The sequence below is a fragment of the Brachybacterium sp. sponge genome, assembly GCF_001613775.1.
In the GTDB taxonomy this organism is placed as follows: Bacteria; Actinomycetota; Actinomycetes; order Actinomycetales; family Dermabacteraceae; genus Brachybacterium; species Brachybacterium conglomeratum.
In genome coordinates this window covers 1349030-1371651 of the sequence record NZ_LRMP01000001.1, presented here as the reverse complement: position 1 = coordinate 1371651, position 22622 = coordinate 1349030, and the positions used below count along the sequence as shown (strand labels likewise).

Annotated in this window: 20 protein-coding genes; 11 read left to right on the top strand and 9 right to left on the bottom strand. The window is 73.7% G+C overall.

The window, feature by feature from the left end; all coding sequences use genetic code 11:
- Positions 1-24: 24 nt before the first annotated feature.
- Positions 25-693 carry a TrmH family RNA methyltransferase gene (locus A4A78_RS05950; protein ID WP_062947422.1) on the bottom strand — a complete coding sequence of 223 codons (669 nt, stop codon included), beginning with the start codon at positions 691-693 and terminating at the stop codon, positions 25-27.
- Positions 690-1409: a DedA family protein gene (locus A4A78_RS05945; RefSeq protein ID WP_062947421.1), complete on the bottom strand. Its 720-nt coding sequence runs from the start codon at positions 1407-1409 to the stop codon at positions 690-692. The genes A4A78_RS05950 and A4A78_RS05945 overlap by 4 nt, the downstream gene beginning before the upstream one ends.
- Before the next feature lie 167 nt (positions 1410-1576).
- Between A4A78_RS05945 and A4A78_RS05940 the strand changes: the two genes are divergently transcribed.
- Positions 1577-2506, top strand: a complete 930-nt coding sequence (locus tag A4A78_RS05940; protein WP_082835204.1) for a neutral zinc metallopeptidase — start codon at positions 1577-1579, stop codon at positions 2504-2506.
- A 42-nt stretch (positions 2507-2548) separates the two neighbouring features.
- On the opposite strand, the gene A4A78_RS05935 is transcribed toward A4A78_RS05940, so the two are convergent.
- Both A4A78_RS05935 and A4A78_RS05930 read right to left on the bottom strand, forming a co-directional pair.
- Positions 2549-3148, bottom strand: a complete 600-nt coding sequence (locus A4A78_RS05935; RefSeq protein WP_062947420.1) for an orotate phosphoribosyltransferase — start codon at positions 3146-3148, stop codon at positions 2549-2551.
- Between the two features lie 28 nt (positions 3149-3176).
- Positions 3177-4028 carry an SDR family oxidoreductase gene (locus A4A78_RS05930; RefSeq protein ID WP_062947419.1) on the bottom strand — a complete coding sequence of 284 codons (852 nt, stop codon included), beginning with the start codon at positions 4026-4028 and terminating at the stop codon, positions 3177-3179.
- An 80-nt stretch (positions 4029-4108) separates the two neighbouring features.
- On the opposite strand from A4A78_RS05930, the gene A4A78_RS05925 reads away from it, so the two are divergent.
- From A4A78_RS05925 to A4A78_RS05895, 7 genes are all read left to right on the top strand, one after another.
- Positions 4109-4909 carry an exodeoxyribonuclease III gene (locus tag A4A78_RS05925; protein ID WP_062947418.1) on the top strand — a complete coding sequence of 267 codons (801 nt, stop codon included), beginning with the start codon at positions 4109-4111 and terminating at the stop codon, positions 4907-4909.
- A 342-nt stretch (positions 4910-5251) separates the two neighbouring features.
- On the top strand, positions 5252-6418 hold the full coding sequence (locus tag A4A78_RS05920) for a hypothetical protein (protein WP_062947417.1): 1167 nt from the start codon (positions 5252-5254) through the stop codon (positions 6416-6418).
- Positions 6415-7620: a TadA family conjugal transfer-associated ATPase gene (locus A4A78_RS05915; RefSeq protein ID WP_062947416.1), complete on the top strand. Its 1206-nt coding sequence runs from the start codon at positions 6415-6417 to the stop codon at positions 7618-7620. The genes A4A78_RS05920 and A4A78_RS05915 overlap by 4 nt, the downstream gene beginning before the upstream one ends.
- Complete coding sequence (locus tag A4A78_RS05910) at positions 7617-8708, top strand: type II secretion system F family protein (RefSeq protein ID WP_062947415.1); 1092 nt, start codon at positions 7617-7619, stop codon at positions 8706-8708. Before A4A78_RS05915 ends, A4A78_RS05910 begins: the two co-directional genes overlap by 4 nt.
- Before the next feature lie 117 nt (positions 8709-8825).
- The gene (locus tag A4A78_RS05905) at positions 8826-9026 is read left to right on the top strand and encodes a DUF4244 domain-containing protein (protein WP_010549540.1); all 201 of its coding nucleotides are present in this window, start codon (positions 8826-8828) and stop codon (positions 9024-9026) included.
- Positions 9026-9421, top strand: a complete 396-nt coding sequence (locus A4A78_RS05900) for a TadE family type IV pilus minor pilin (protein ID WP_062948108.1) — start codon at positions 9026-9028, stop codon at positions 9419-9421. The genes A4A78_RS05905 and A4A78_RS05900 overlap by 1 nt, the downstream gene beginning before the upstream one ends.
- Positions 9418-9756 (top strand): Rv3654c family TadE-like protein, encoded by a 339-nt coding sequence (locus A4A78_RS05895; RefSeq protein WP_062947414.1) that lies wholly within the window; start codon positions 9418-9420, stop codon positions 9754-9756. Before A4A78_RS05900 ends, A4A78_RS05895 begins: the two co-directional genes overlap by 4 nt.
- 61 nt (positions 9757-9817) lie before the next feature.
- Here A4A78_RS05895 and A4A78_RS05890 read toward each other — a convergent pair whose 3' ends face one another.
- Positions 9818-11161, bottom strand: a complete 1344-nt coding sequence (locus tag A4A78_RS05890) for a heparan-alpha-glucosaminide N-acetyltransferase domain-containing protein (protein ID WP_062947413.1) — start codon at positions 11159-11161, stop codon at positions 9818-9820.
- A gap of 171 nt (positions 11162-11332) precedes the next feature.
- The gene (locus A4A78_RS05885) at positions 11333-13777 is read right to left on the bottom strand and encodes a DEAD/DEAH box helicase (protein ID WP_062947412.1); all 2445 of its coding nucleotides are present in this window, start codon (positions 13775-13777) and stop codon (positions 11333-11335) included.
- Between the two features lie 93 nt (positions 13778-13870).
- Between A4A78_RS05885 and A4A78_RS05880 the strand changes: the two genes are divergently transcribed.
- The 3 genes from A4A78_RS05880 to topA all read left to right on the top strand — a co-directional run bounded on the left by A4A78_RS05880 (position 13871) and on the right by topA (position 19292).
- The gene (locus A4A78_RS05880; RefSeq protein WP_062947411.1) at positions 13871-15511 is read left to right on the top strand and encodes a methyltransferase; all 1641 of its coding nucleotides are present in this window, start codon (positions 13871-13873) and stop codon (positions 15509-15511) included.
- A complete protein-coding gene (locus tag A4A78_RS05875) occupies positions 15508-16488 on the top strand; it encodes a phosphatase PAP2 family protein (protein WP_062947410.1) in 981 nt (326 codons plus the stop codon). The genes A4A78_RS05880 and A4A78_RS05875 overlap by 4 nt, the downstream gene beginning before the upstream one ends.
- Positions 16489-16589: 101 nt before the next feature.
- Complete coding sequence (gene topA, locus A4A78_RS05870; RefSeq protein ID WP_062947409.1) at positions 16590-19292, top strand: type I DNA topoisomerase; 2703 nt, start codon at positions 16590-16592, stop codon at positions 19290-19292.
- Between the two features lie 90 nt (positions 19293-19382).
- Here topA and A4A78_RS05865 read toward each other — a convergent pair whose 3' ends face one another.
- Genes A4A78_RS05865 through A4A78_RS05855 form a run of 3 tightly spaced genes read right to left on the bottom strand, consistent with a single transcriptional unit; the run spans position 19383 to position 22593 of the window.
- Positions 19383-20291: a carbohydrate ABC transporter permease gene (locus tag A4A78_RS05865; RefSeq protein ID WP_010549532.1), complete on the bottom strand. Its 909-nt coding sequence runs from the start codon at positions 20289-20291 to the stop codon at positions 19383-19385.
- The gene (locus tag A4A78_RS05860; protein WP_082835202.1) at positions 20288-21220 is read right to left on the bottom strand and encodes a carbohydrate ABC transporter permease; all 933 of its coding nucleotides are present in this window, start codon (positions 21218-21220) and stop codon (positions 20288-20290) included. The genes A4A78_RS05865 and A4A78_RS05860 overlap by 4 nt, the downstream gene beginning before the upstream one ends.
- A gap of 47 nt (positions 21221-21267) precedes the next feature.
- Complete coding sequence (locus A4A78_RS05855) at positions 21268-22593, bottom strand: ABC transporter substrate-binding protein (protein WP_062947407.1); 1326 nt, start codon at positions 22591-22593, stop codon at positions 21268-21270.
- Positions 22594-22622: the final 29 nt, after the last annotated feature.

Genomic DNA, 22622 nt, shown 5'->3' with positions numbered 1-22622 from the left:
GGCCGGGGGTCCCGCGTGGACGGCTCAGCGCAGCGGGCCCTCGGGGATCTCGGCGTGCTGGAGGACCCAGGCGTGCATCGCGATCGCGGCGGCCGCGGCGACGTTGAGCGAGCGGGTCGAGCCGAACTGGGTGATGCCGAGAACGAGGTCCGCCGCCTCCAGCAGCTCGGGGCTCACCCCCGGCCCCTCCTGCCCCACCACGAGCACCGCGTTCCGGGGCAGGGCGGTGCGCTCGAGCGGGACCGCCCCGGGCACGAGGTCGATCGCGACCAGCGGCCTGCCCTGCTCGCGCGCCCAGGCGATCAGGTGGGCGGCGTCGGGGTGGTGGATCTCGTGCTGGTAGCGGTCTGTGACCATGGCGCCGCGGCGGTTCCAGCGGCGCCTGCCGACGATGTGGAAGGCACCGACGGCGAAGGCGTTCGCGGTGCGGACCACGGAGCCGATGTTCGCGTCGTGCTCGAGGTTCTCGATCGCCACGTGGAGGTCGTGGCGGCGGGTGTCCAGCTCGGCGATGATCGCCTCGCGCCGCCAGTAGCGGAAGCGGTCCTCGACGTTGCGACGGTCGCCGCCGGCGAGCAGCTCGGGGTCCAGGCGGGGATCCTCGGGCCAGGGTTCGGGATGGGGGCCGACGCCGACCTCGCGGGACGGTCCCGTCGCCTCGGGTGCGTCGGGCTCGTGGGACGCCCGGCTCATCGCTCCTCGGCGCGCTGCCGCGCCTCGCCCTCGGCGGGGCTCTCGTCGGACGACCTCGCCTGGTCGAGGGCCGCGTTCTCCTCCGCGTCGGGATCGGGCAGTCCCAGCGCGCGGCGCTTGCGCTCGCGCAGCACGAGCTTGACCCCGAACCACAGCACGATCAGGAGGATCACGGCGTAGGCGACGTTGGAGAAGATGTCGGTGTAGGGCTCGATGACGGTCCAGTTCGAGCCCATGAAGTAGCCGATGGTGATGAACAGGGTGTTCCAGATGCCGCTGCCGACCGCGGTGAGCAGGGTGAACATCCCCAGCGGCATCGCGTAGAGGCCGGCCGGGATCGAGATCAGCGAGCGGATGCCGGGCACGAAGCGGCCGAAGAAGATCGCCTTGTAGCCGTGGCGGTCCATGAACGCGACGGTCTTGTCGTAGTCCTCCACGTGCACCAGCGGCAGGCGGATGAAGAGGACCCGCAGCCGCTCGGGGCCCAACAGGCGCCCGATCCCGTACAGCAGCCACGCCCCGACGACGGAGCCCGCGATCGAGGCCAGCAGCATCAGCCAGAAGGACTGGTTCGGCCCGGCGGAGGTCACGCCCGCCAGCGGCAGGATCACCTCGGAGGGGATCGGCGGGAAGATGTTCTCGAGGAAGATCAGCAGGAACACGCCGAGCGGCCCGAGGGCGTCCATGGTCGAGACGGCCCAGTCGACGATGTTCATGCAGGTGGCTCCCGGAGGTCGTGGTGGAGGAGTCGGACCTCGTCGGCCCGCCTCCGAGTCTAGGTGCCCGCCCCGGGGGCGCGCCCCGGCCCGCCCGCCTCCTGCCCAGGACCTCCACCATCGCTGTTCCAGCTGTTCACAGCGGATGCCCGGTCTACTCTGTGCGCATGACCTTCAACCCGAACGCGGAGATCCGCTCCGACAACGTCTCCGCCGCTGGTCGCGGCGGGGGCGGCTTCTCGCCGCGCGGCGGCGGGCGGGGCGGCGGCGGGCTCAAGCTGGGCGGCGGCGCCGGCTGCCTGCTGCTGGTGGTGGTCCTGATCTACACGCTGGTCGGCGGCAACCCGCTGGACCTGCTCGGCGGCGGCAGCAGCACGCAGCAGGGGCCGGCGGCCGAGGGCGGCTCGCTGGACCACTGCCTCACCGGTGCCGACGCCAACGAGAGCGACGACTGCCTGGTCCAGGCGACCGTGGAGTCCGCGGACTCCACGTGGGGGCAGCTCGCCCCCGCCGAGGGCATCGACTTCGTCGAGGCACAGGGCCGCATCTTCGAGGACCAGGTGCAGACCGGCTGCGGTGCGGCGACCGCCGACGTCGGCCCCTTCTACTGCCCGGCCGACATGACCCTCTACGTCGACGTGTCCTTCTTCGACGCGCTGGCCACCCAGTACGGGGCCGACGGCGGGCAGCTCGCGAAGATGTACGTGGTCGCCCACGAGTACGGCCACCACATCCAGTACCTGACCGGGGTGATGGAGACCGCGGACCGCTCCCAGACCGGCCCGCAGTCCGACGGGGTGCGGCTCGAGCTGCAGGCCGACTGCTACGCCGGGGTGTGGGCGCACCACGCCGCGAACTCCGTGGACGACGAGGGCAATGCGATGCTGCAGCCGCTGACCGCGGAGGACATCGAGTCCGCGCTCTCTGCCGCCAGCGCCGTGGGCGACGACCACATCCAGGGCGACGTCGCCGGCGGGCAGGTGCGGCCCGAGACCTGGACCCACGGCTCCTCGGAGCAGCGTCGGGCCTGGTTCACCACCGGCTACGAGCAGGGCACGATCGCCTCCTGCGACACCTTCGCCTTCGACCAGGTCTGATCCCGGCGGGCCGGGTCCCGTCGGGGGCCGGGAGCCCCGCCCTCAGATCTCCAGCTCGGAGATGTCGTAGGCGGAGAGGTAGCGGTGTCCGGCCTGCTCGACCGCGTCGCGGGAGGCGTCGGCACGGTGCACGATCACGGCGACCGCGGCGATGTCCGCGCCGGCCTCGGCGAGGGCCTCGCAGGCCGTGAGCACGCTGCCTCCGGTGGTGGAGGTGTCCTCGACCGCGACGACGCGACGGCCCGTGACGTCCGGGCCCTCGATGCGGCGCTGCAGGCCGTGGGCCTTGTTCGCCTTGCGGACCACGAAGGCGTCCAGCGCATCGAGCGACGGATCGGCGGCGGAGGCGTGCAGGATCGAGGTCGCCACGGGATCCGCGCCCAGGGTCAAGCCGCCGACGGCCTCGACGCCGGGCACGAGGCCCTCACGACGCAGCAGGTCGAGCATGACGCGGCCGACGAGCGGCGCGGCCTCGTGGTGCAGGGTGATGCGGCGCAGATCCACGTAGTGGTCCGCCTCCGCTCCCGAGGAGAGGGTGACGCGCCCGCGCACCACGGCGAGGTCGCGGATGAGGACGCGCAGACGCTCGCGGGCCTCGTCGATCGGGAGCTGGTGGACGGGATCCGTGCTGGTGGAGGACATGCGGCCAGGGTAGTGGATGCCCACCTCGTCAGAGCGCGTCGTCCTCGCGCTGCCAGGGGGCGCGGAGATTGCGGCGCGAGGCCCGACGGCGGGAGCGCTCCACCGACCGCGCCTGCAGGCGGCGGTACCAGTTCGGGGAGGTCATGGCGCGCACGAGCGGTCGCGGCGCGATCCGGGACACCTCCCCCGCGGTGCGGTACTTCACCGACGGGATCGACAGGACCGAGCCCTTGGCCGCGTCCTTCAGCGCCTGCTCGACGACGTACGGCGCCTTCAGCCAGGTGATGCGGGGCAGCCCGTCCATCGACATCGCGGCCCGCTCGTGGAACTCGGTCTGGACGAAGCCGGGCAGCAGGGCGGTGGCGGTGACGCCGGTGCCCTTGAGCTCCATGGCGAGGGACTCGGTGAACACGGTGACCCAGCTCTTGGAGGCCGCGTAGGGGCCGGCGGTGGTGTACCCGGCGAGGGAGCTGACGTTGAGGATCGCTCCGCGGCGACGCTGGACCATGGACCGGGCCGCGGCGTGGGAGAGCACGAGCACGGCCCGCATCAGGGTGTCGAACTGCTTCTCGTGGTCCTCGATCCCCACCTCGAGGAAGCCGCCGCGCAGCCCGTAGCCGGCGTTGTTCACGAGCAGGTCGACGGGGTCGACGGGGTCGGTCAGGCGGACCTCGACCCGCTCGAGCTCGCGGCGGTCGGAGAGGTCGACCGACATCACCTCGACCGTGACGTCGTGGACATCCCGGATCTGCTCGGCGACGGCGCGCAGCCGGTCCTCGTCACGCGAGACGAGGACCAGGTCGTGCCCGGTGCCGGCCAGCTGCCAGCCGAACTCGAGTCCCAGCCCTGAAGTGGATCCCGTGACGAGTGCGCGCGCCATGGAGAGAGTCTAAGCAGGTCCGGGCGGTGCCGTTGACGGTTCCCGACAGCCGTGCGCCGAGGCCCCGTAGGATCGGGACCATGCGCATCGCGACCTGGAACATCAACTCGCTGCGGGCCCGGATGGACCGCGTGCTCGCCTTCCTCGAACGGCACGAGGTGGACGTCCTCGCCCTGCAGGAGATCAAGGCGAAGCCCGCCCAGCTCGACCTGACCGCGCTCGAGGCGGCCGGCTACGAGGTCGCGGCGCACGGGCTGAACCAGTGGAACGGGGTCGCGCTGATCTCGCGCGTGGGCCTGTCCGACGTGCACACGCAGCTCCCGGCCGTTCCCACCTGGCCCGAGGACGAGACCGGGGTGGTCGAGGCCCGGGCGCTCGGCGGGATTGTCGGGAACGGGCTGCGGATCTGGTCGCTGTACGTGCCCAACGGCCGCGAGCTGGACCACCCGCACTACCCCTACAAGCTGCGCTGGCTCGAGGCGCTGCGCGCCGAGGGCGCGCGCGAGCTCGCCGCGGACGCGGCGGCGAAGGTCGCGCTCGTCGGCGACTTCAACGTGGCCCCGCAGGACGACGACGTGTGGGACATGGACTTCTTCGAGGGCAAGACCCACGTCACCGAGCCGGAGCGGGCGGCCTTCCGCGCGGTCGTGGACGAGGGCTTCGCCGACGTGGTGCGGCCCGAGCACCCCGGGCCCGGGGTGTACACCTACTGGGACTACCAGGCGCTGCGCTTCCCGAAGAAGGAGGGCATGCGCATCGACTTCGTGCTCGGCTCCCCTGCCGTGCAGAAGGCGGTCACCGGCTCGTTCATCGACCGCGAGGAGCGCAAGGGCAAGGGCGCCTCGGACCACGCTCCGGTCGTGGTGGACCTGGAGCTCTGAGGACGCTCCGGCCCGGTCGGCTCTCGCGCCGGGTCCGGACATGGTGGAGCGGCGGTGCGATCGAGTCGCACCGCCGCTCCTGACGGGCCGTCTGCATCGGGATCAGGCGTACACGTGAAGCAGCTGCGGTGACGCTGTCGACGTCTCACAGCCGGTCCGTTGCGGGGACCAGTCGTACGTGGGTTCCGATGCCGGTATCCGTCGTGGTGCATCTCACATTACGCGCCCGGAGAGGAGGACGCAAGGACCCTCGTCCCGGCGACCTCTCCTCCACAGACCCCGTCCGTCCACCATCGCGTCGACGGCCTGTCGTCCTCCGCCCCCGCCCGCCACGATGGCGGCATGACCAGCACGATCACCTCCGCCGCCGACCGTTCGCCGAGCTCCGCAGGTTCCGAGCGGGCTCCGGCTCCCAACGCCCTCGCCCCCGCCCCGGCCCGCGCGCCGCGACGGCCCCGCTCCCGCTTCCCCGGTGCCGGGCAGGACCGCGCCGAGAGCCCCGGCAGGCCCCGACGGGGTGTCCGATGGGTGGGACCGGAGGGTCCCCTGAGGGAGCTCGTCGCGGACCATGCCACGGCGGCCGGCTCCTGGCTCCTCGAGGATCCCCACGAGACGGCGGGCTGCACCGTCATCCCCGCCGACGCCCTCCGCGACGGCGCGCCCCGCTCCCCCGGCGCCGCCCCGGGCCGTGCCCCGCTGGTCGTCGTCCTCGCCGCCGAGGAGGTGCCCGCGGAGCTGTGGCCCCTCGCGCTCGAGGCCGGTGCCCTCGCGGTCCTGCCGCTGCCCTCGGCCTCCGAGGAGCTGCTCTCGCGACTTGCCGAGCTCACCCGCACCCGCTCGGGCGCCCGGCTGATCGGCGTGACCGGAGGGTGCGGCGGGGCCGGCGCCTCGAGCTTCGCCGCCCGGCTCGCCGGGGCCGCGCGCCGCCACGGCCCCGTGGCGCTGCTGGACGCGGATCCGCTGGGCGGAGGGCTCGATCTGCTGGTCGAGGCGAGCGGCGCCCCGGGTCTGGACTGGTCGCAGACCGCCTCGCTCGGCGTCGACGACGGCGAGGCCCTGCGCTCGGGCCTGCCGCGCATCGACGAGGTGCACCTGCTCGTGGCCGGGGAGGGGCCCGGACCGGACCAGGAGGACCTGCCGCGCGTGCTCGCGGCGCTCGGCCCTCTCGACGGCACGGTCGTGGTGGACCTCGCCGCTGCGCTCGTGCCCTGCGCGGCCCAGCACCTGGACGAGCTCCTGCTGGTGCTGCCCGCGAGCGACCACGCGGTGCGCTCCGCCGCGCGGCGGCTGCGGGAGTGGTCGCCGCCGGCCGGGCTCACGAGAGCGGTGGTGCGCCGCGGCGGCGGGCTCTCCCCCGCCGACGTCGCCGAGGACCTCGCCCTCCCCCTCGCCGCCTCCTTCCGCGACAGCCCCCGCGGCGCCGTCCCGCTGCTGGACGTACGACGCCGCGGTGCGGATCGCGCCGCTCGTGAGCTGCTCGCCGAGCTCCTGATGCAGGAGCCGGCATGAGCGGCCGGAGCACGGACGAAGACGCCCTCGACGACCTCCTCGCCGGAGTGAGGGAGGACCTGGTGCGCTCGCCCGGCGCGGTGGACGTGCCGCGGATCGCCCGGGTGCTGCGTGCCCAGGGACGGGTGCTGGGCGCCGCGGCGACCCTCGAGCTGACCGCGCGGGTGCGGGACCATGTCGACGGCCTCGGCCCCCTGCAGGGGCTCGTCGCCCCCGGGGTGACGGACCTGCTGGTCAACGACGACGGGACGGTCTGGGTCGACGACTCGTGCGGGCTCCGTCCCGCAGGGCTCCGCCTGACCGCCGGCGAGGCGAGGGATCTCGCGGTGCGCCTGGCGACCTCCGGCGGTCGTCGCCTCGACGATGCGGTGCCCTGGGCCGATGCGCACCTCCCCTCCGGTATCCGCTTCCATGCCGTGCTCCCTCCGCTCTCCCCGGGCGGGGCGATCCTCTCGCTGCGCCTGCCCTCGCGGGACCGCCTGGACCTCGACGATCTCGAGCGTCTGGGGGCGCTGACCCCCGCTGTGCGGGAGGTGCTTCGCGCGCTGATCCGCTCCCGGGTGCCCTTCCTTGTCACGGGCGGCACTGGGACCGGGAAGTCGACGCTGCTGGCCGCGATGCTCCACGAGGCTCTGCCGCAGGAGCGCATCGTCGTGGTCGAGGACGTGCTCGAGCTCGCCGTGGACCACCCCCATGTCGTGCACCTGCAGTCGCGGCACGCGAACAGCGAGGGCGCGGGCGCCGTCGACCTCACCGCGCTGGTGCGGCAGAGCCTGCGCATGCGGCCGGACCGGATCGTGCTCGGGGAGTGCCGCGGCGAGGAGATCCGCGAGCTCCTGCAGGCGCTGAACACGGGGCACGACGGCGGCTGCGGCACGGTCCACGCGAACACTGCGGCGGACGTCCCTGCCCGGCTCGAGGCGCTCGGCGCCCTCGGCGGGCTGGACCGCGGCGCGCTCGCCGCGCAGGTGGCGAGCGCCCTCGAGGTCGTCGTGCACCTGGGCCGACGCGACGGGCTGCGCGTGCTGGAGGAGATCGCCGTGCTCTCGCGCGGAGGGGACGGGATGCTCACCGCCCGGACCGCGCTGCGCTCGCACGGCGGGACGCTGCGGGAGGGGCCGGCCGCGGAGCATCTCGCCTCCCGCCTGCATCACCGAGCGGACGAGGGGCCCGTCCGGGCAGCGGGACGGAGGGCGGCATGATCCCCGTCCTCGCCGTCGGCGCCCTCGCGCTCGTGCTGCTGTGGGTGCTCGTCCCGCCGGCGCTCCCCGCCGGAGCGCCGGCGAGGGCCTCCCGGTCCCGCCGCGCACCGTCGGGTCCGCTGGACCTGGCCCGCACGGTCGAGCAGCTCGCGAGCGTGATCAGCTCCGGGGCGAGCATCCGGCAGGGCTGGGGCGCGCTCGCGCGCACCCTTCCCGAGGGGGACCTGCGGGATCTGGCCCGCGCCTCCGCCGCCGGAGCGGATCCGCGCCGCGCGGCGGGCGGACGGCTGCGCGGTGCGCCGACGGTTGCCTCGCTCGGCGCCGCGCTCGCGGTGTGCGAGCGGACGGGCGCCCCGGCCGCCGTAATGCTCCAGCACCTCGCCGACGCCCTGCGCGACCTCCACGACGCCGCGCAGGCGCGGCGTAGCGCCTTCGCGGGCCCGCGCTCGACCGCCCGGATCCTGCTCGTGCTGCCGCTGGCCGGACTGGGCCTCGGCATGCTCCTGGGCGGCGACCCGCTGCGGCTCCTGGTCGCCTCGACCTCGGGACGGCTGCTGGGCGGGGCGGGGATCGCCCTGACGGTGCTGGGCTGGTGGTGGATGCGCCGCCTGCTGCGCAGCGCCGACCCTCCCCTGCGCACGGAGGTGGACCCGTCGGTGGCGCTCGAGCTGATCGCCGGGGCGCTCGAGTCGGGGCTGCCGCTGTCCCGCGCCCTCGCCGCGGTCGCCGCGGCCCTGCCGGGAGGGTCGGACGCCGAGGCGATGCGGGCCGTCGCCTCCGCCCTCGCCGCCGGGGTCCCTGCACGGCTCGCGGTCGACGCGCTCCCCGCGGAGCTCGACGCCCTGGGACGCTCCGCCGTGCTCGCGGAGGAGACCGGCGCGGACCTCGCGAGAGTGCTGCGCTCGGCGGCGCGGGACGCCCGTCGCGGCCGCGCCCGGGACGCCGAGGTGCGCGCCGCCGAGCTCGCCGTCCGCCTCGTGCTGCCCACCGGAGCGGCGCTGCTGCCGGCCTTCGTCGCCCTCGGCATCGTGCCGACCGTGATCTCCCTGCTGGGCGGCACCCTCTCCCTCACCTCCGGCGGAGCGTGAGGCCACGGACCACCGGGAAGGTCCCGGTCCGTCGTCCCCGCCCGGGGACGGCGACGGCGGCGGGAGCCGCCACCGCGGGACGGCGAGCGCCGCCCCGCAGAACGAAGGAGGAGCACCATGCACTGCACGAGGAACCGACTGCGCCGCACCCTCGCCCGCCGCTGGCGGGACGAGACCGGCGCCTCCACCGCCGAGTACGCGATCACCGTGCTCGCGGCCTGCGGCTTCGCCGCCGTCCTGGTCGCCCTGCTGGCGTCCGGGGAGGTGCGGACCCTGTTGATGGGGATCATCACCTCCGCCCTGTCGATGGGGTCGTGATGATGCGGTCCGCCCGGTCGTCCCGCCTGCGGGACGACCGGGGGTCCGCCACGGCGGAGACGGCGATCGTGCTGCCCGTCGTGGTGGTGATGGTGGTGGTCGTGCTGCTGACCGGTGCGGGCCTGGCCTCCCAGCTGAGACTCGAGAGCGCGGCGCGCGGCGCGGTGCGGGAGCTCGCCCGGGGAGAGGAGACCGCGGTGGCGGTCGAGGTCGCGGAGCGGATCGGCGGGGAGGGCACGGCCGTGTCCGTCTCGGGCTCCGGCCAGTGGGTGCGGGTCGAGGTGACGCGCACGTTGCACGCCCCCGCGGGGCCGATGTCCGGCGCGTCCTGGTCCCTCAGCGCCGACGCCGAGGCACGGCTCGAGCCGCAGCTGCTCGAGGGAGGGACGCCATGAGCACGTCAGGCGCGTCGGTGCTGGCCTGGACGGGGACGACAACCACGGTGGTGGCCGCCCTCGCGCTGCTGGGCGGCGGGGTGCTCGCCCGGGCCGAGGCGGGCACCGCCGCGGATCTCGCCTCCCTCGCGGGCGCCGATGCGCTCGCGGTCGCCCATCCGCACCCCTGCCGGGTCGCGGCGGAGACGGCCGAGCGCAACGGCGCGATGCTCACCGGCTGCGAGCAGCGGGAATGGGACGTGCTCGTCCGGGTCGAGGTCGACGCCGGAGCGCTCCCCTCCGCGGTCGCGGAAGCGAGGGCGGGCCCCGGGCCGTCGGAGGTCCCGGAGACGTGAGCGAGGACGGGCTCCGCACGAGACGAAGGCCCCGACGCCGCGACGACCTGCCGCCAGCGACCTACCGGACGGCGGACCTCGGGGCGGGGCCGGGTGCCGCGGCGGGGACCGCCTGCCCGGCGCGCCGCGCGGCCCAGGCGGTGACCCGCTCCAGCGGTCCGCGCCCCTTGAGCGCGGACCAGGCGGTGCAGGCCACGAGCAGCACCACGGCGGAGGCGACCCAGACGCGGTTGTCCGCGATCCATCCGCCGGGCCCGGCGAGCACGACCAGGGAGACCAGGTGCACCGAGTAGGCGGTCAGCGGCATCGATCCCATCGCCGACAGCGGCAGCAGCGCCCAGCGCAGGGGTCGCGCGATCAGCAGCAGCCCTCCGATTACGGCCAGCGCGATCCCGCCCGAGCGGAAGATCTCCAGCGTCGAGCCGGAGTGCGGCGTCAGCGAGATCACGGACTCGCCGAGCTCCCACGCCGGGTCCATCGCCGCGAGGGACTCCCCGTAGCCGTCCCAGCCGAGGCCGGGCTCGTCCTCCTCCTCGGCGCCCTCCTCGACGACCGCGCTCGATGCCGCGGACTCCGCCTCGGGCCCGTACACCTCGGGGGCGAGCGTGCCGAGCAGCGCGGCGAGCGCCATCCCGGCAGCGGTCGCGAGCACCGCGGCCCCGGCGCCGATCGCGGCGATCCTCGCGGCCACCCCGGGCCGGTCCAGCGGCATCCGGCCCAGCGCCATCCCCAGCAGGATCAGCGGCGCCCAGGCGGTGAAGCGGTAGCTGCCGGTCAGCACGAGATCGACGCCAGGCCCGTAGGAGCCGAGCGAGAGCATCTCGGAGAGAGTGACCAGCACCGGCCCGAGCAGCGCGATCGGCAGCGCGAGCAGCAGCAGGCGGGAGGGGCGCAGCCGGATCACGGGCAGCGCCGCGATGTACACGACCCCGTAGAAGGTGAGGATCACCGCGACCCCGGTACCCATCATCTCGAGCACCAGGCCGATGAGGAAGATCGCGATGCCCCGGCCCAGCAGGGAGGCGCGCAGCCGCGGCAGCTCGGCCGGCTCCGGGATCCGCCGCCGCCCGGTCACCAGGGCGATCGAGATCCCCGCGAGCACGGCGAAGAGCATCGAGGAGTTGCCGTGCACGATCGAGAGGTAGCTGGCCGGCCAGGTCGGGTCGAAGGGCGGGATGTCCCCGGCGTGCGCCCCGATCATCCCGAGGATCGCGAGGGCGCGGGCGATGTCCAGGGCGTTGACGCGCGGCGGGGAGACCAGGGCGGCCAGCCTCTCGCGCGGACCGCGGCGCGCAGGAGCACCGGACCGGGAGGCCCGACCCCGGTCCGTCCCCGCACTGCCCGTCCCCGCGCTGACGGTCCCCGCGCTGTCGGTCGCTGCACTGCCGGTCACTGCGCTGTTCATCGGCGGCTCCTCAGCCCGATGCGGCCATGCCGCTCCACCCGCACCGCCGGGAGCTGCTCGAGAGCGGGCCCCGACGGCCCCGCCCGTCGCGGGCGTCGCAACCCAGTATGGTCCCGAATCGGACATTTCGTCCATCATGGGTGGTGCGGCGCGTCCGACGGCGCGGCGCTCTCACTCCTCGAGCAGCCCCAGGAGCCGCACGGCCTGCGCCTTCGACAGCGGCTCGTTGCCGTTGCCGCACTTCGGCGAGACCACGCAGGCCGGGCAGCCCGCCTCGCAGCCGCACTCGGCGATCATGTCGGCCGTCGCCCGCACCCAGGCGGCGGCGTCGTCGGCCCCGCGCTCGGCGAAGCCCGCGCCGCCGGGCGCCCCGTCGTACACGAAGATCGTCGGCTCCCCGGTGTCCTCGTGCTGAGCGGCGGAGAGCCCGCCGATGTCCCAGCGGTCGCAGGTGGCCAGCAGCGGGAGCATCGAGATCGCGGCGTGCTCGGCCGCGTGCAGCGCCCCCGGCAGCTCCTCGGCGGGGATCTCGGCGGCGTCGGTGCGCTCGCGCGGGACCACCCACCACACGGCCTTGGTGGTCAGGGTGCGCGGCGGCAGGTCCAGCGGGTGCTGGGCGAGGACGGCCTGCGTGAACACGTCCCGCACCTGGTAGCCGGTGACCTGGTCGGTGACGTCCACGGTGCCGAAGCAGAGCCGCACCCCACCCTTCCAGGGCACCTCGCGGTCCACCTGGCGGATCCGGAGCGTCGAGGCGGACTGCGGATGGGTGGAGTGCAGCGGGTCCTCCCGCCGCACGAAGGCGACGGCCTGGTCAACGTCCAGCCGGTTCACCACGTAGCTGCGCCCCTGGTGGAGGTACACCGCACCGTCGTGGACCTGGGTGTGGGCGCTCGCGGCATCGACGGTGCCCAGCAGCTCCCCGCCCGCCTCCTCGACGATCCGCACCGGCTCCCCGCCGCTGCCGCGCAGGTCAGTGAGCTCGTGCGCGGACTCGCTCAGCGTCCAGTACCAGCCGGTGGCGCGGGAGCGGAGCACGCCGCGGGCGGCGAGGGTCGTGAGCAGCTCCCGCGCCGTCGGCCCGAAGATCTCCTCCTCGCCGTCGCGGATCGCGAGCTCGGAGGCGGCGGCGCACAGGTGCGGGGTCATCACGTAGGGGTTCGCGGGGTCGAACACGGCCGCCTCGACCTCGGCGCCGAACACCGTCTCGGGGTGGTGGACCACGTAGGTGTCCAGCGGGTCCTCGCGGGCGACGAACAGGGCCAGGGAGCCGCCGTCCGAGTCCTGCCGGCGGCCGGCGCGGCCGAACTGCTGCCACAGCGAGGCGCGGGTGCCGGGCCAGCCGGCGACGACCACGGCGTCCAGCCCCGAGATGTCGATCCCGAGCTCGAGGGCGTTGGTGGAGGCCAGGGCCCGCAGCTCGCCGCTGCGCAGGGAGTCCTCGAGCCCGCGTCGCTCGCGGGCGAGATAGCCGCCGCGATAGGCGGCGATCCGCTGCGCGGCATCGGCCAGGCGCGCATCGGCGCCCTCCTCCGCCTTCTGCCCCAGCAGGCGCCGCGCCCCGGTGGAGACGAGCTCCGCCCCGCGCCGCGAGCGGGCGAAGACGAGGGTCTGCACGTCCCGCTCGACGAGATCGGCGAGCAGCGCGGCGGCCTCGCTGGTGGCCGAGCGGCGCAGCGGCTCCTCGCGACGGCCCTGCCCGTCCCCGTCGCGGCCCTCGTCCTCCTCGCCGTCGTTCGCGTCGCGGCCCGGCTCCTCCCATCGCGCCGGGTCGCCGCGGCCGTCCACGCGGGCGCGCGTGCCCGGCTCCCACAGCCCGATCGTGAGCCCGGCCCGGGGCGAGCCGTCCTCGGTGACCGCCTCGACATCCCGTCCGATCAGCCGTGAGGCGGACAGCTCCGGGTTCGCGGTGGTGGCGGAGGCGAGCACGAAGGTGGGATCGGCCCCGTACCGCGCGGCGATCCGGCGCAGGCGCCGCAGCACCATCGACACATGGCTGCCGAACACCCCCCGGTAGCTGTGGCACTCGTCGATCACCACGTAGCGCAGCGCCCGGAAGAAGTGGGCCCACTGCTCGTGTCCGGGCAGGATCCCGAAGTGGAGCATGTCGGGGTTGGTGAGCACCACGGTGCCGTGGCGGCGCACCCAGCGGCGCTGCTCGGCCGGGGTGTCCCCGTCGTACACGGCGATGCGGGCGTCGCGGATCCCGGCCCCGTCGGCGAGGGCGGTGATGTTCGTGAGCTGGTCCGCGGCGAGCGCCTTGGTGGGCGAGAGGTAGAGCGCTGTCGCGCGGGGCGCCTCGGGGTCGATCTCCCGCGCCCCGACCGCGGTGAGGGTCGGCAGCAGGTAGGCGAGGGACTTGCCGGAGGCGGTGGCGGTGGCGAGCACCACGTCCTGGCCGTCGTGCGCCAGGCGCGCGGCCTGATCCTGGTGGATCCAGGGGGCGGTGATGCCGCGCTCGGCGAGGTGGAGGACCAGGCGCGGGTCGGTCCACTCCGGGAAGCTGCCGCGTCGGCCCTCGCGGGCGGGCCGCCGCTCGACGTGGGTGAGGCAGCCGTGGCGGATCAGCGGGGCGCTGAGGTCGGCGAGCAGCTCCGAGGCCCTGCCTGCCCGCATCCCTCACCGTCCTCCCGCGTCCCCACAGGGTCTGCGCATTCTCCGCACGTCCTCCCCGGAATCCTCCGGGCGCGCTGGGGCACAATCGTAGCCATGCCCGCCACCGCCCCGGAGCACGCACCGGCCGCCGCCCCGACCGTCCTGACCGCGGAGATCGAGGCCCTCGGCACGGACCTGCGCGAGTCCCGCTACGTCACCGAGCACCTCGAGGAGGTCCTCGGCGCCGTCGCCTCCGCCGCGCTGCGTCGCGAGGACCCGGCGCCGGCCCGTCGCCGGGTCGCCGGGAGCACCGATCCGGCCGCGACGCTCCTTTCTCTGTTCGTGCTCGGCGAGACGCTGCCCGCGGCCCGGGTCGCCGCGGCGCTGCCCACCCTCGGTCTCGAGGGCGCGCAGCGGCTCGGCCTGCTCGCCCCCGCCGACTGCCCCGCCGGCGACCGGCCCACGGCCGACGGGCATGACGTGCACACGGCCGACGTGCACACGGCCGACGGGTCCGCGGCCGACGCTCCCTCCGTCCGCGCCCTCGTGGACCTGGCCCCCTACGCCGCCGAGGACGATGCCGGCCCCCTCCACTGGTGGGTCGCCTCGGACCTCTCCGAGCTCGCGACCGGCGCCCCTCTCTCCCCCGAGCACGTCCTCGGCGTGGGCGGCGCCTCCCTCACCCTGGCCCGGATCACGCCCCGCACGCCCGTCGGCCGGGTGCTCGACCTCGGCTGCGGCGGCGGGATCCAGGCGATGCACGCCTCCCGCCACGCCGAGCACGTCGTGGCCACCGACCTCTCCGAGCGCGCCCTCGCCTTCGCCGCCTTCAACGCGGCGCTGAACGGGATCGAGCTCGACCTGCGCCGCGGCTCCCTCCTCGAGCCCGTCGCCGGCGAGGTCTTCGACCTCGTCGTCTCCAACCCGCCCTTCGTGATCACGCCCCGCGCGGGCGACGACGAGCACGACCCCTGGACCTACCGCGACGGCGGCCGCGCCGGCGACACCCTGCTCGCCGAGCTGCTCGCCCAGCTCCCCGCGCACCTCGCCCCGGGTGCGAGCGCCGTCATGCTCGGCAACTGGGAGATCACCGACGAGGAGGACGGCTTCGCGCATCCGCGGGCATGGCTCGAGCCCGCGCTCGCCGACGGGGTCGACGCCTGGGTGCTGCAGCGCGACCGGGAGGACCCCGCCGAGTACGCAGGGACCTGGGCCCGCGACGGCGGGATCACGCCGCGCGATCACCGCTGGGACGCGCTGATCGACGCCTGGCTCGAGGACTTCGCCTCCCGCGCGGTCGAGGGCATCGGCTTCGGCTACCTGCTGCTGCGCCGTCCCGACGCCGGCCGACGGGGCCTGCTGCGCACCGAGCTCGCGACCGGCACCGGCAGCGGCACCCTCTCGGAGCACCTGGCCGCCTCCCTCGCCGCGCTCGACCGTCTCTCCGCGCTGGACGACGAGGCGCTCGCCGCGACCCGCCCTGTCCGCGCCGAGGACGTCGTGGAGCGCCGTCACCTCACCCCCGGCCAGTGGGACCCGCTCCTCATCGAGCTGGTGCAGGGGGCGGGCCTCGCCCGCACCGTCCCCGCGGACCAGGCGCTCGCCGCGACCGTCGGCGCGCTCGACGGGACGCTCACCCTCGGCCAGGTGATCGCCGCGGTCTGCGCCCTCACCGACGCCGACGTCGAGGAGACCCGCGCCCGGATCCTGCCCGCCGTGCGCGAGCTCGCGCTGACGGGGATGGTGGCCCTGTGACGGCGCCCGAGGCCCTCCCCGCGGCGGAGCCCGCACCGCCCTCCCCCGTCGGCCTCGCCCGGCCGCTGCTGTCGCTGCTGGTCGCCGCGGTGTGCGGCGCGGCGGTGGTGCTGATGGCCCGCGGCGCGGTCGGCACCGCGAGCGGTCAGCGGCTGGACCAGCTGACCCTCTCCGGCTCCCGGAACCACGACGGCCTTCTCTCGCGGATCGCGGAGCTCGCGGTGGAGACGGTGAGCATGCCGGTGATCATCGCCCTGCTCGCGCTCGCCGCCGTGATCGCGCTGCTGCGGCGCCGTCCCGCGCTGCTGCTGCCGCTGGCCTCGCTCGTGCTCGGCGCGAACCTCACCACCCAGGTGATCAAGCACCTGCTGGTCAGCCGCGAGGTGCTGGGCCCCGGCATCGAGCCGACCACGAACTCCTTCCCCTCCGGCCACTCCACCCTCGCGGCGACGACGATGATCGCTCTCGTGCTCGTCGCCGGACGGGCCCGGCCGCTGGTCGCCCCGCTCGGCCTGCTGTGGAGCGGCGCCGCCGGCATCGGCACCCTCGTCACCGGATGGCACCGGCCCAGCGACGTGATCGGCGCGATCGCGGTCAGCGCCGCCTGGACCTTCCTCGTGCTCGGGGTGGACGGGCTGCACACGAGGCGGCGGCTGCACCGCGCGGCCGCGCACGCCGGCCGGGGGCGGCGCCGTCGCGGGCACGACCTCCGCCAGGACGTGCCGCGCCTGCCGCGGGCCGAGCTGGCCTGCGCCCTCGTGCTCGGCGCGATCGGCGCCGTCGGCCTGGTCGCAGGGGCCGCAGGCATCGCCGGCCTCCCCCTCCCGCTGGACCTCGCCGACCGGGCCTCGCAGCTCGCGGCCTTCCGCGCCACCGGCGCCGTGATCGCCGGCGCGACCGCCTCCTGGGTGGCACTGGTCCTGGTGCTGCGCACGCCGAGCGTCCTGCGGACACCTCCGGCGGAGCGTGTACCGTGAGCAATCGCCGCGCACCGAGTCAGCGCGCGGCGGAGATGCGACCCCGCGACGGGGCGTGACGTACGGCCGCGAGCGACGCGGCGAGGAAGGACGCAGGCGACGTGACAGGCGGACGGCATCTGGTGATCGTCGAGTCCCCGGCGAAGGCGCGGACCATCGCCCGGTATCTGGGCGATGAGTACGACGTCAAGGCGTCGGTGGGCCACATCCGCGACATCCCCGTGCCCCGAGACCTGCCCGCCGAGATGAAGAAGGGGCCGTACGGGAAGTTCGGCGTCGACGTCGAGGGCGGCTTCGACCCGTACTACATCGTCAGCCCCGACAAGAAGAAGACCGTCGCCGAGCTGAAGAAGTCCCTCAAGGACGCCGACACCCTCTACCTCGCCACCGATGAGGACCGCGAGGGCGAGGCGATCGCCTGGCACCTGCTGGAGACCCTCAAGCCCAAGAAGTCCACGCCCGTCAAGCGCATGGTGTTCCACGAGATCACCAAGGACGCGATCCAGGGGGCGCTGGAGAACACCCGCGACCTCGACGTGCACCTCGTCGACGCGCAGGAGACCCGCCGCATCCTGGACCGCCTGGTCGGCTTCGAGCTCTCCCCCGTGCTGTGGCGCAAGATCAAGCCGTCGCTGTCGGCCGGACGCGTGCAGTCCGTCGCGACCCGCCTCGTGGTCGAGCGGGAGCGGGAGCGGATGGCCTTCGTCGCCTCCGACTACTGGGACGTGACCGGCACCTTCGGTCCCGACGCCGAGCAGTTCACCGCGAAGATCCAGACCGTCGACGGCGCCCGCGTCGCCACCGGCAGCGACTTCGCCGACGACGGCACCCTCAAGCCCCGCTCGAAGAGCGCGACGATCCTCACCGAGGCCTCCGCCCGCGAGCTCGTGCAGGTGCTCGGCTCCACCCCGGCGACCGTCACGTCGCTGGAGTCCAAGCCGTACACGCGCCGGCCCGCCGCCCCCTTCACCACCTCCTCGCTGCAGCAGGAGGCCAGCCGCAAGCTGCGCCTCGGCGCACGCCAGGCCATGCGGGTGGCGCAGTCGCTGTACGAGAACGGCTACATCACCTACATGCGCACCGACTCGGTGACGCTCTCGGGCGAGGCGATCCGCGCCTCCCGCGCCCAGGCCGCCGAGCTGTACGGCTCCCAGTTCGTGCCGGACAAGCCCCGCGTCTACACGAACAAGTCGCAGTCCGCGCAGGAGGCGCACGAGGCGATCCGCCCCGCCGGCGACCACTTCCGCACCCCGGCGGACGTCGCCGGACAGCTCTCCGGCGACGAGTTCCGCCTCTACGAGCTGATCTGGAAGCGCACCGTCGCCTCGCAGATGGCCGACGCGAAGGGCACCACCTCCACCGTCGAGCTGAAGGTCGAGAACGAGGGCCGCAGCGCGACCTTCCGCGCCGCCGGCACCGTGATCACCTTCCGCGGCTTCCTCGCCGCCTACGAGGAGGGGCGCGACGCCTCCCGCTACGGCGACGACGACAAGGGCGACGACAAGCGCCTGCCGCAGATGGAGGAGGGCCAGACCCTCCCCACCCGTGAGCTGGTCCCCGACGGCCACACCACCACCCCGCCCCCTCGGTACACCGAGGCCTCGCTGGTCCGGGCGCTCGAGGACCGCGGCATCGGCCGTCCCTCGACCTATGCCTCCACCGTCGCCACGATCCAGGACCGCGGCTACGTGCTGCGCCGCGGCACCGCGCTGGTGCCGAGCTGGACCGCCTTCGCGGTGGTGCGCCTCCTGGAGGAGCACTTCGGGCCGTTCATCGACTACGACTTCACCGCCCAGATGGAGGCGCAGCTGGACCGCATGGCCCGCGGCGAGCTGGGCCGCGCGGACTACCTGCGCGACTTCTACCTCTCCGACGGCACGGGCGATGCCCCCATCGGGCTGAAGCCCATGGTCGACGACCTCGGCGAGATCGACGCCCGCGCCATCAACTCCATCGACATCGGCGAGGGGATCACCCTGCGCGTGGGCCGCTACGGCGCCTATGTCGAGCAGTACCCGACCGACGAGGACGGGAACGTCGTCGAGGGCGCGGACCCGCGCCGCGCGAACGTCTCCGACGAGGTCGCGCCCGACGAGCTCACCGTCGAGAAGGCGAAGGAGATGCTCGAGCGGGCCAAGGACGACGGGCGCGTGCTCGGCACCGACCCCGAGACCGGCCACGAGATCATCGCCAAGGACGGCCGCTACGGCCCCTATGTCACCGAGGTGCTGCCGGAGCCCGAGAGCGCCGATGGCAAGAAGGTCCCCAAGTCGAAGCAGCCCAAGCCCCGCACCGGCTCGCTGCTGAAGTCGATGGACCTCTCGACCGTCACGCTCGAGGACGCGCTGAAGCTGCTGAGCCTGCCGCGCGTGGTCGGCACCGCCGCGGACGGCACCGAGATCACCGCCCAGAACGGCCGCTACGGCCCGTACATGAAGAAGGGCACCGACTCCCGCTCGCTGGAGACGGAGGATCAGATCTTCTCGATCACCCTCGAGGAGGCCGAGAAGATCTACGCCCAGCCCAAGACCCGCGGCCGCGCCGCGGCGAAGCCCCCGCTGAAGGAGCTCGGCACCGACCCGACCTCGGAGAAGCCGATCGTCATCAAGGACGGCCGTTTCGGCCCGTACATCACCGACGGCACCACCAACGTGTCGCTGCGCGCGAGCGAGAAGGTCGAGGAGATCACGGAGCAGGTCGCGATCGAGAAGCTCGCCGAGAAGCGGGCCAAGGGACCGGCGAAGAAGCCCGCCGCCCGCCGCACCACGACCACGCGGAAGAAGAGCACCTCCGCGAAGAAGTGACCGACGCCGGCGGCCCCGCTCCCCGGAGCGGGGCCGCCGCGCTGTCCGGGCGCCGAGGGCCGGCGCGAGCGCCCGTCGGTCCTCAGCCCGTCACTTCACCGACCCGGCGGCGAGGCCGCCGATGATGCGGCGCTGGAAGACCAGCACCATGATGATCAACGGCACCGTCACGATCACCCCGGCGGCCATCTTCGTGCCGTAGGGGGTGTCGAACTGCGAACTGCCGGTGAACTTCGAGATCGCGACGTTCGCGGTCTGCATCAGCGGGCTGTTCACCATGGTCAGCGCGATGAGGAATTCGTTCCACGCCGCGATGAAGGTGATGATCGCAGTGGTGAACACGCCCGGCGCCGCGAGCGGGAGGATCACCCGCGCGAAGGCGCCGAAGCGCGTGGTCCCGTCGACCATCGCCGCCTGCTCGAGCTCGACCGGCAGCTGCCGGAAGAACGCGTTGAGGTTCCACACCGCGAGCGGCAGCGCGAAGGAGATCGTCGGCAGGATCATCGCCTGATAGGTGTTGATCCAGTTCACCGGGAACCAGTCGTAGCCGCCGCTGAACAGCTTCAGCAGCGGCACCACGAGCGTGACGACCGGGAACATCGAGGTCGCCACGATCAGGAACATCACCGCCACCTTGCCGCGGAAGTCCAGCCGGGCCAGGGCGTAGGCGCCGAACACGCCCAGCACGAGCACCAGCAGCGTGGTGCCGCCGGCGACGATCAGGGAGTTCAGCAGCGCCCGGGCGAAGTGGTTGGACGGATCGAAGACCGCGGCGAAGTTCTCGACGCTGATCGGGTTCGGGATCAGCTCCGTGGAGCGGCCCTCGGAGGGCCGGCGCAGCGCGGAGACGATCATCCAGTAGAACGGGGCCAGGCAGTACACCAGGATGAAGGCGATCCCGAGGCCGACGATCACGGTGCCGACGGTGCGGCCCCGGGGTTTCTTCGGCCGCAGCACCTCGCCGGTGCGGGTGCGGACCTCGCCGGTCGCGGCGCTCATGGCAGGCTCCCTTCGCTGGTGGGGCGGAGCCGGCGGGCGGTGCGGCGGCTCCGGGCGGGGCGGTCCCTGTCCCCGATCACGTCGGCGCCCAGCAGCTTCACGAAGAGAAAGGCGACCAGGCAGATGTAGGCGAACAGGACCATCGAGTAGGCCGAGGCCATGCCGAAGTCGGTCTTGGAGGCCGCATCGGTGGCGAGCATGGACAGGGTCTGGCCGGAGCGCAGGCGCCCCAGCAGCACGTAGGGCAGGTCGAACATGCGCATCGCGTCCAGCAGCCGGAACAGCACCGCGACCACGAGCACGGGACGCACCAGCGGCAGCGTGATCCTCCAGAAGGTCTGCCAGCGGTTCGCGCCGTCAACGGTCGCCGCCTCGTAGACCTGCCGGTCGATGGTCTGCAGCCCGGCGAGGGTGAGCAGCCCGATGTAGGGCGCGGTCTTCCAGATGTCGGCGATCAGCACGGCGGCCTTGGCCTGCCAGCCCTCGGTGGTCCACAGCACCTGGTAGCCGATGAGGCGGTTGGCGATGCCGTTCGCGTCGAAGATCAGCTGCCACATCAGCGCCGAGACGACGGTGGGGATCGCCCAGGGCACCAGGATCGAGGCGCGCACGAGCCCGGTGGCGCGCAGCCCCTTGGCCATGATCAGCGCCATCGCGACGCCGAGGACGGTCTCGATGCTCACCCCGACCACGGTGAACAGCGTCGTGTTCCAGAACGCGTTCCAGAACCCGGCTCCGGCGCCCGCGCCGGTGAACGCCTGGGCGTAGTTCTCCAGCCCCACGAAGGTGTCGCCCTGCTGGATCAGCCCGGTGGTGGGGTCGATGCCCTTCCCGGTCTGCATCAGCGACTGCCAGGCGGAGAGCACCAACGGGAAGCCGACGACGAGGGCGAGCAGCACCAGGGTGGGCAGGAGGAGGAGATAGGCCATCCTCCCCTCGCCCCCGCCGACCCTGCGCCGAGGGGCGGCCACGGCGGTCATCCCTCCGCGAGCTCGCCCAGCTGCGTCTGCAGCTGCGTCATCGCCGCCTCCGCCTCGGTCTCCCCGGAGAGGCAGCCGTAGGCCGCTTCCTGGATCGCCTGGGTGACGTCGCCGTAGTTCACCACGGCCGGCCGGCTGCTGCCCTGGTCGATCGCCTCCTTGAGCTGGGGCAGGAACGGGAAGGCATCGAGCATCTCCTGGTCCTCGTAGACCCCGGCGTTGGCGGGGGCCTGCGAGGTCGCCAGGCCCCAGTTCTTCTGCTGGGCCGCGTCGACCATGAAGGCGATGAAGTCCACCGCGGTGCCCTTGTTCTTCGCGAAGGCGCTGATGGCGAGGTTCAGGCCGCCCAGGGTGGTGCTCCCCGGGCCGTCGAATCCGGGCACGAGGCTCGCGACCATCTTCCCGTTGACCTTCGAGGAGCCGTCCTCGGCCTGGCCGAGCGCCCAGACGTAGGGCCAGTTCTGCAGGAAGGCGAGCCGGCCGTCCTGGTAGGCCTGCCGGGACTCCTCCTCCTTGTAGGTCAGCGCCTCCTGGGGGATGTATCCCTTGTCGAAGCCGTCGCGGACCGTCTGCAGGCCCATGATCGCCTCGGACGAGTCGGCGTGCGGCTCGCCCTGGTCGTCGAAGAGCTCCCCGCCGGCGGAGGCGACCAGGCTCGAGGTCTGCACCGTCAGCCCCTCGTACTTCGAGTACTGGGAGCCGAAGCCGAGCAGCTCCGGGTCGTCCTCCTGCAGCGTCTCGATCGCGGCGTACATCTCCTCGAAGGTCTCCGGCGGCCCGTCCAGCCCGGCCTTCTCCAGCAGGTCGGTGCGGGAGAACAGCAGCTGGGCGTTGGTGGTGAAGGGGACGCCGTAGAGCTTGTCGAAGTAGGTGCCGGTGACGACGGTGGAGGGGATCAGCTCGTCCAGGGGGAAGCCGTCCTCGGGCAGCTCGACGACCCACTGATTGGCGGCGAACTCGGCGGTCCACACCACGTCCAGGCCCAGCACGGTGTAGGCGTCGGACTTCGCCTGGGCGTTGTTGAGCATCTGCTGGCGCTGCTCGTCGGCGGACTCGGGCAGCTCGATGAGTGTGACCTCCTCGTCGGGATGCTCGCTGTTCCAGGACTCGAGGAACTCGGCGAGCTTTCCGGTGGTGTCCTTGCCCTTGGCCAGGGTGATCGGGCCGCGCTCCTCGAAGTCGGCGGCGGAGGCGCCGGTGCCGCCGTCACCGCCCCCGGAATCGGAGGAGCAGGCCGCGAGGGCGGCGGCCGCCGTCGCCGCACCGCCGACGGCGAGGACGGAGCGACGGCGGGGAAGCGGGCGCGCAGGGGTGGTGTTCATGTCGAGACTCCTTTGTTCGCACGGTGACA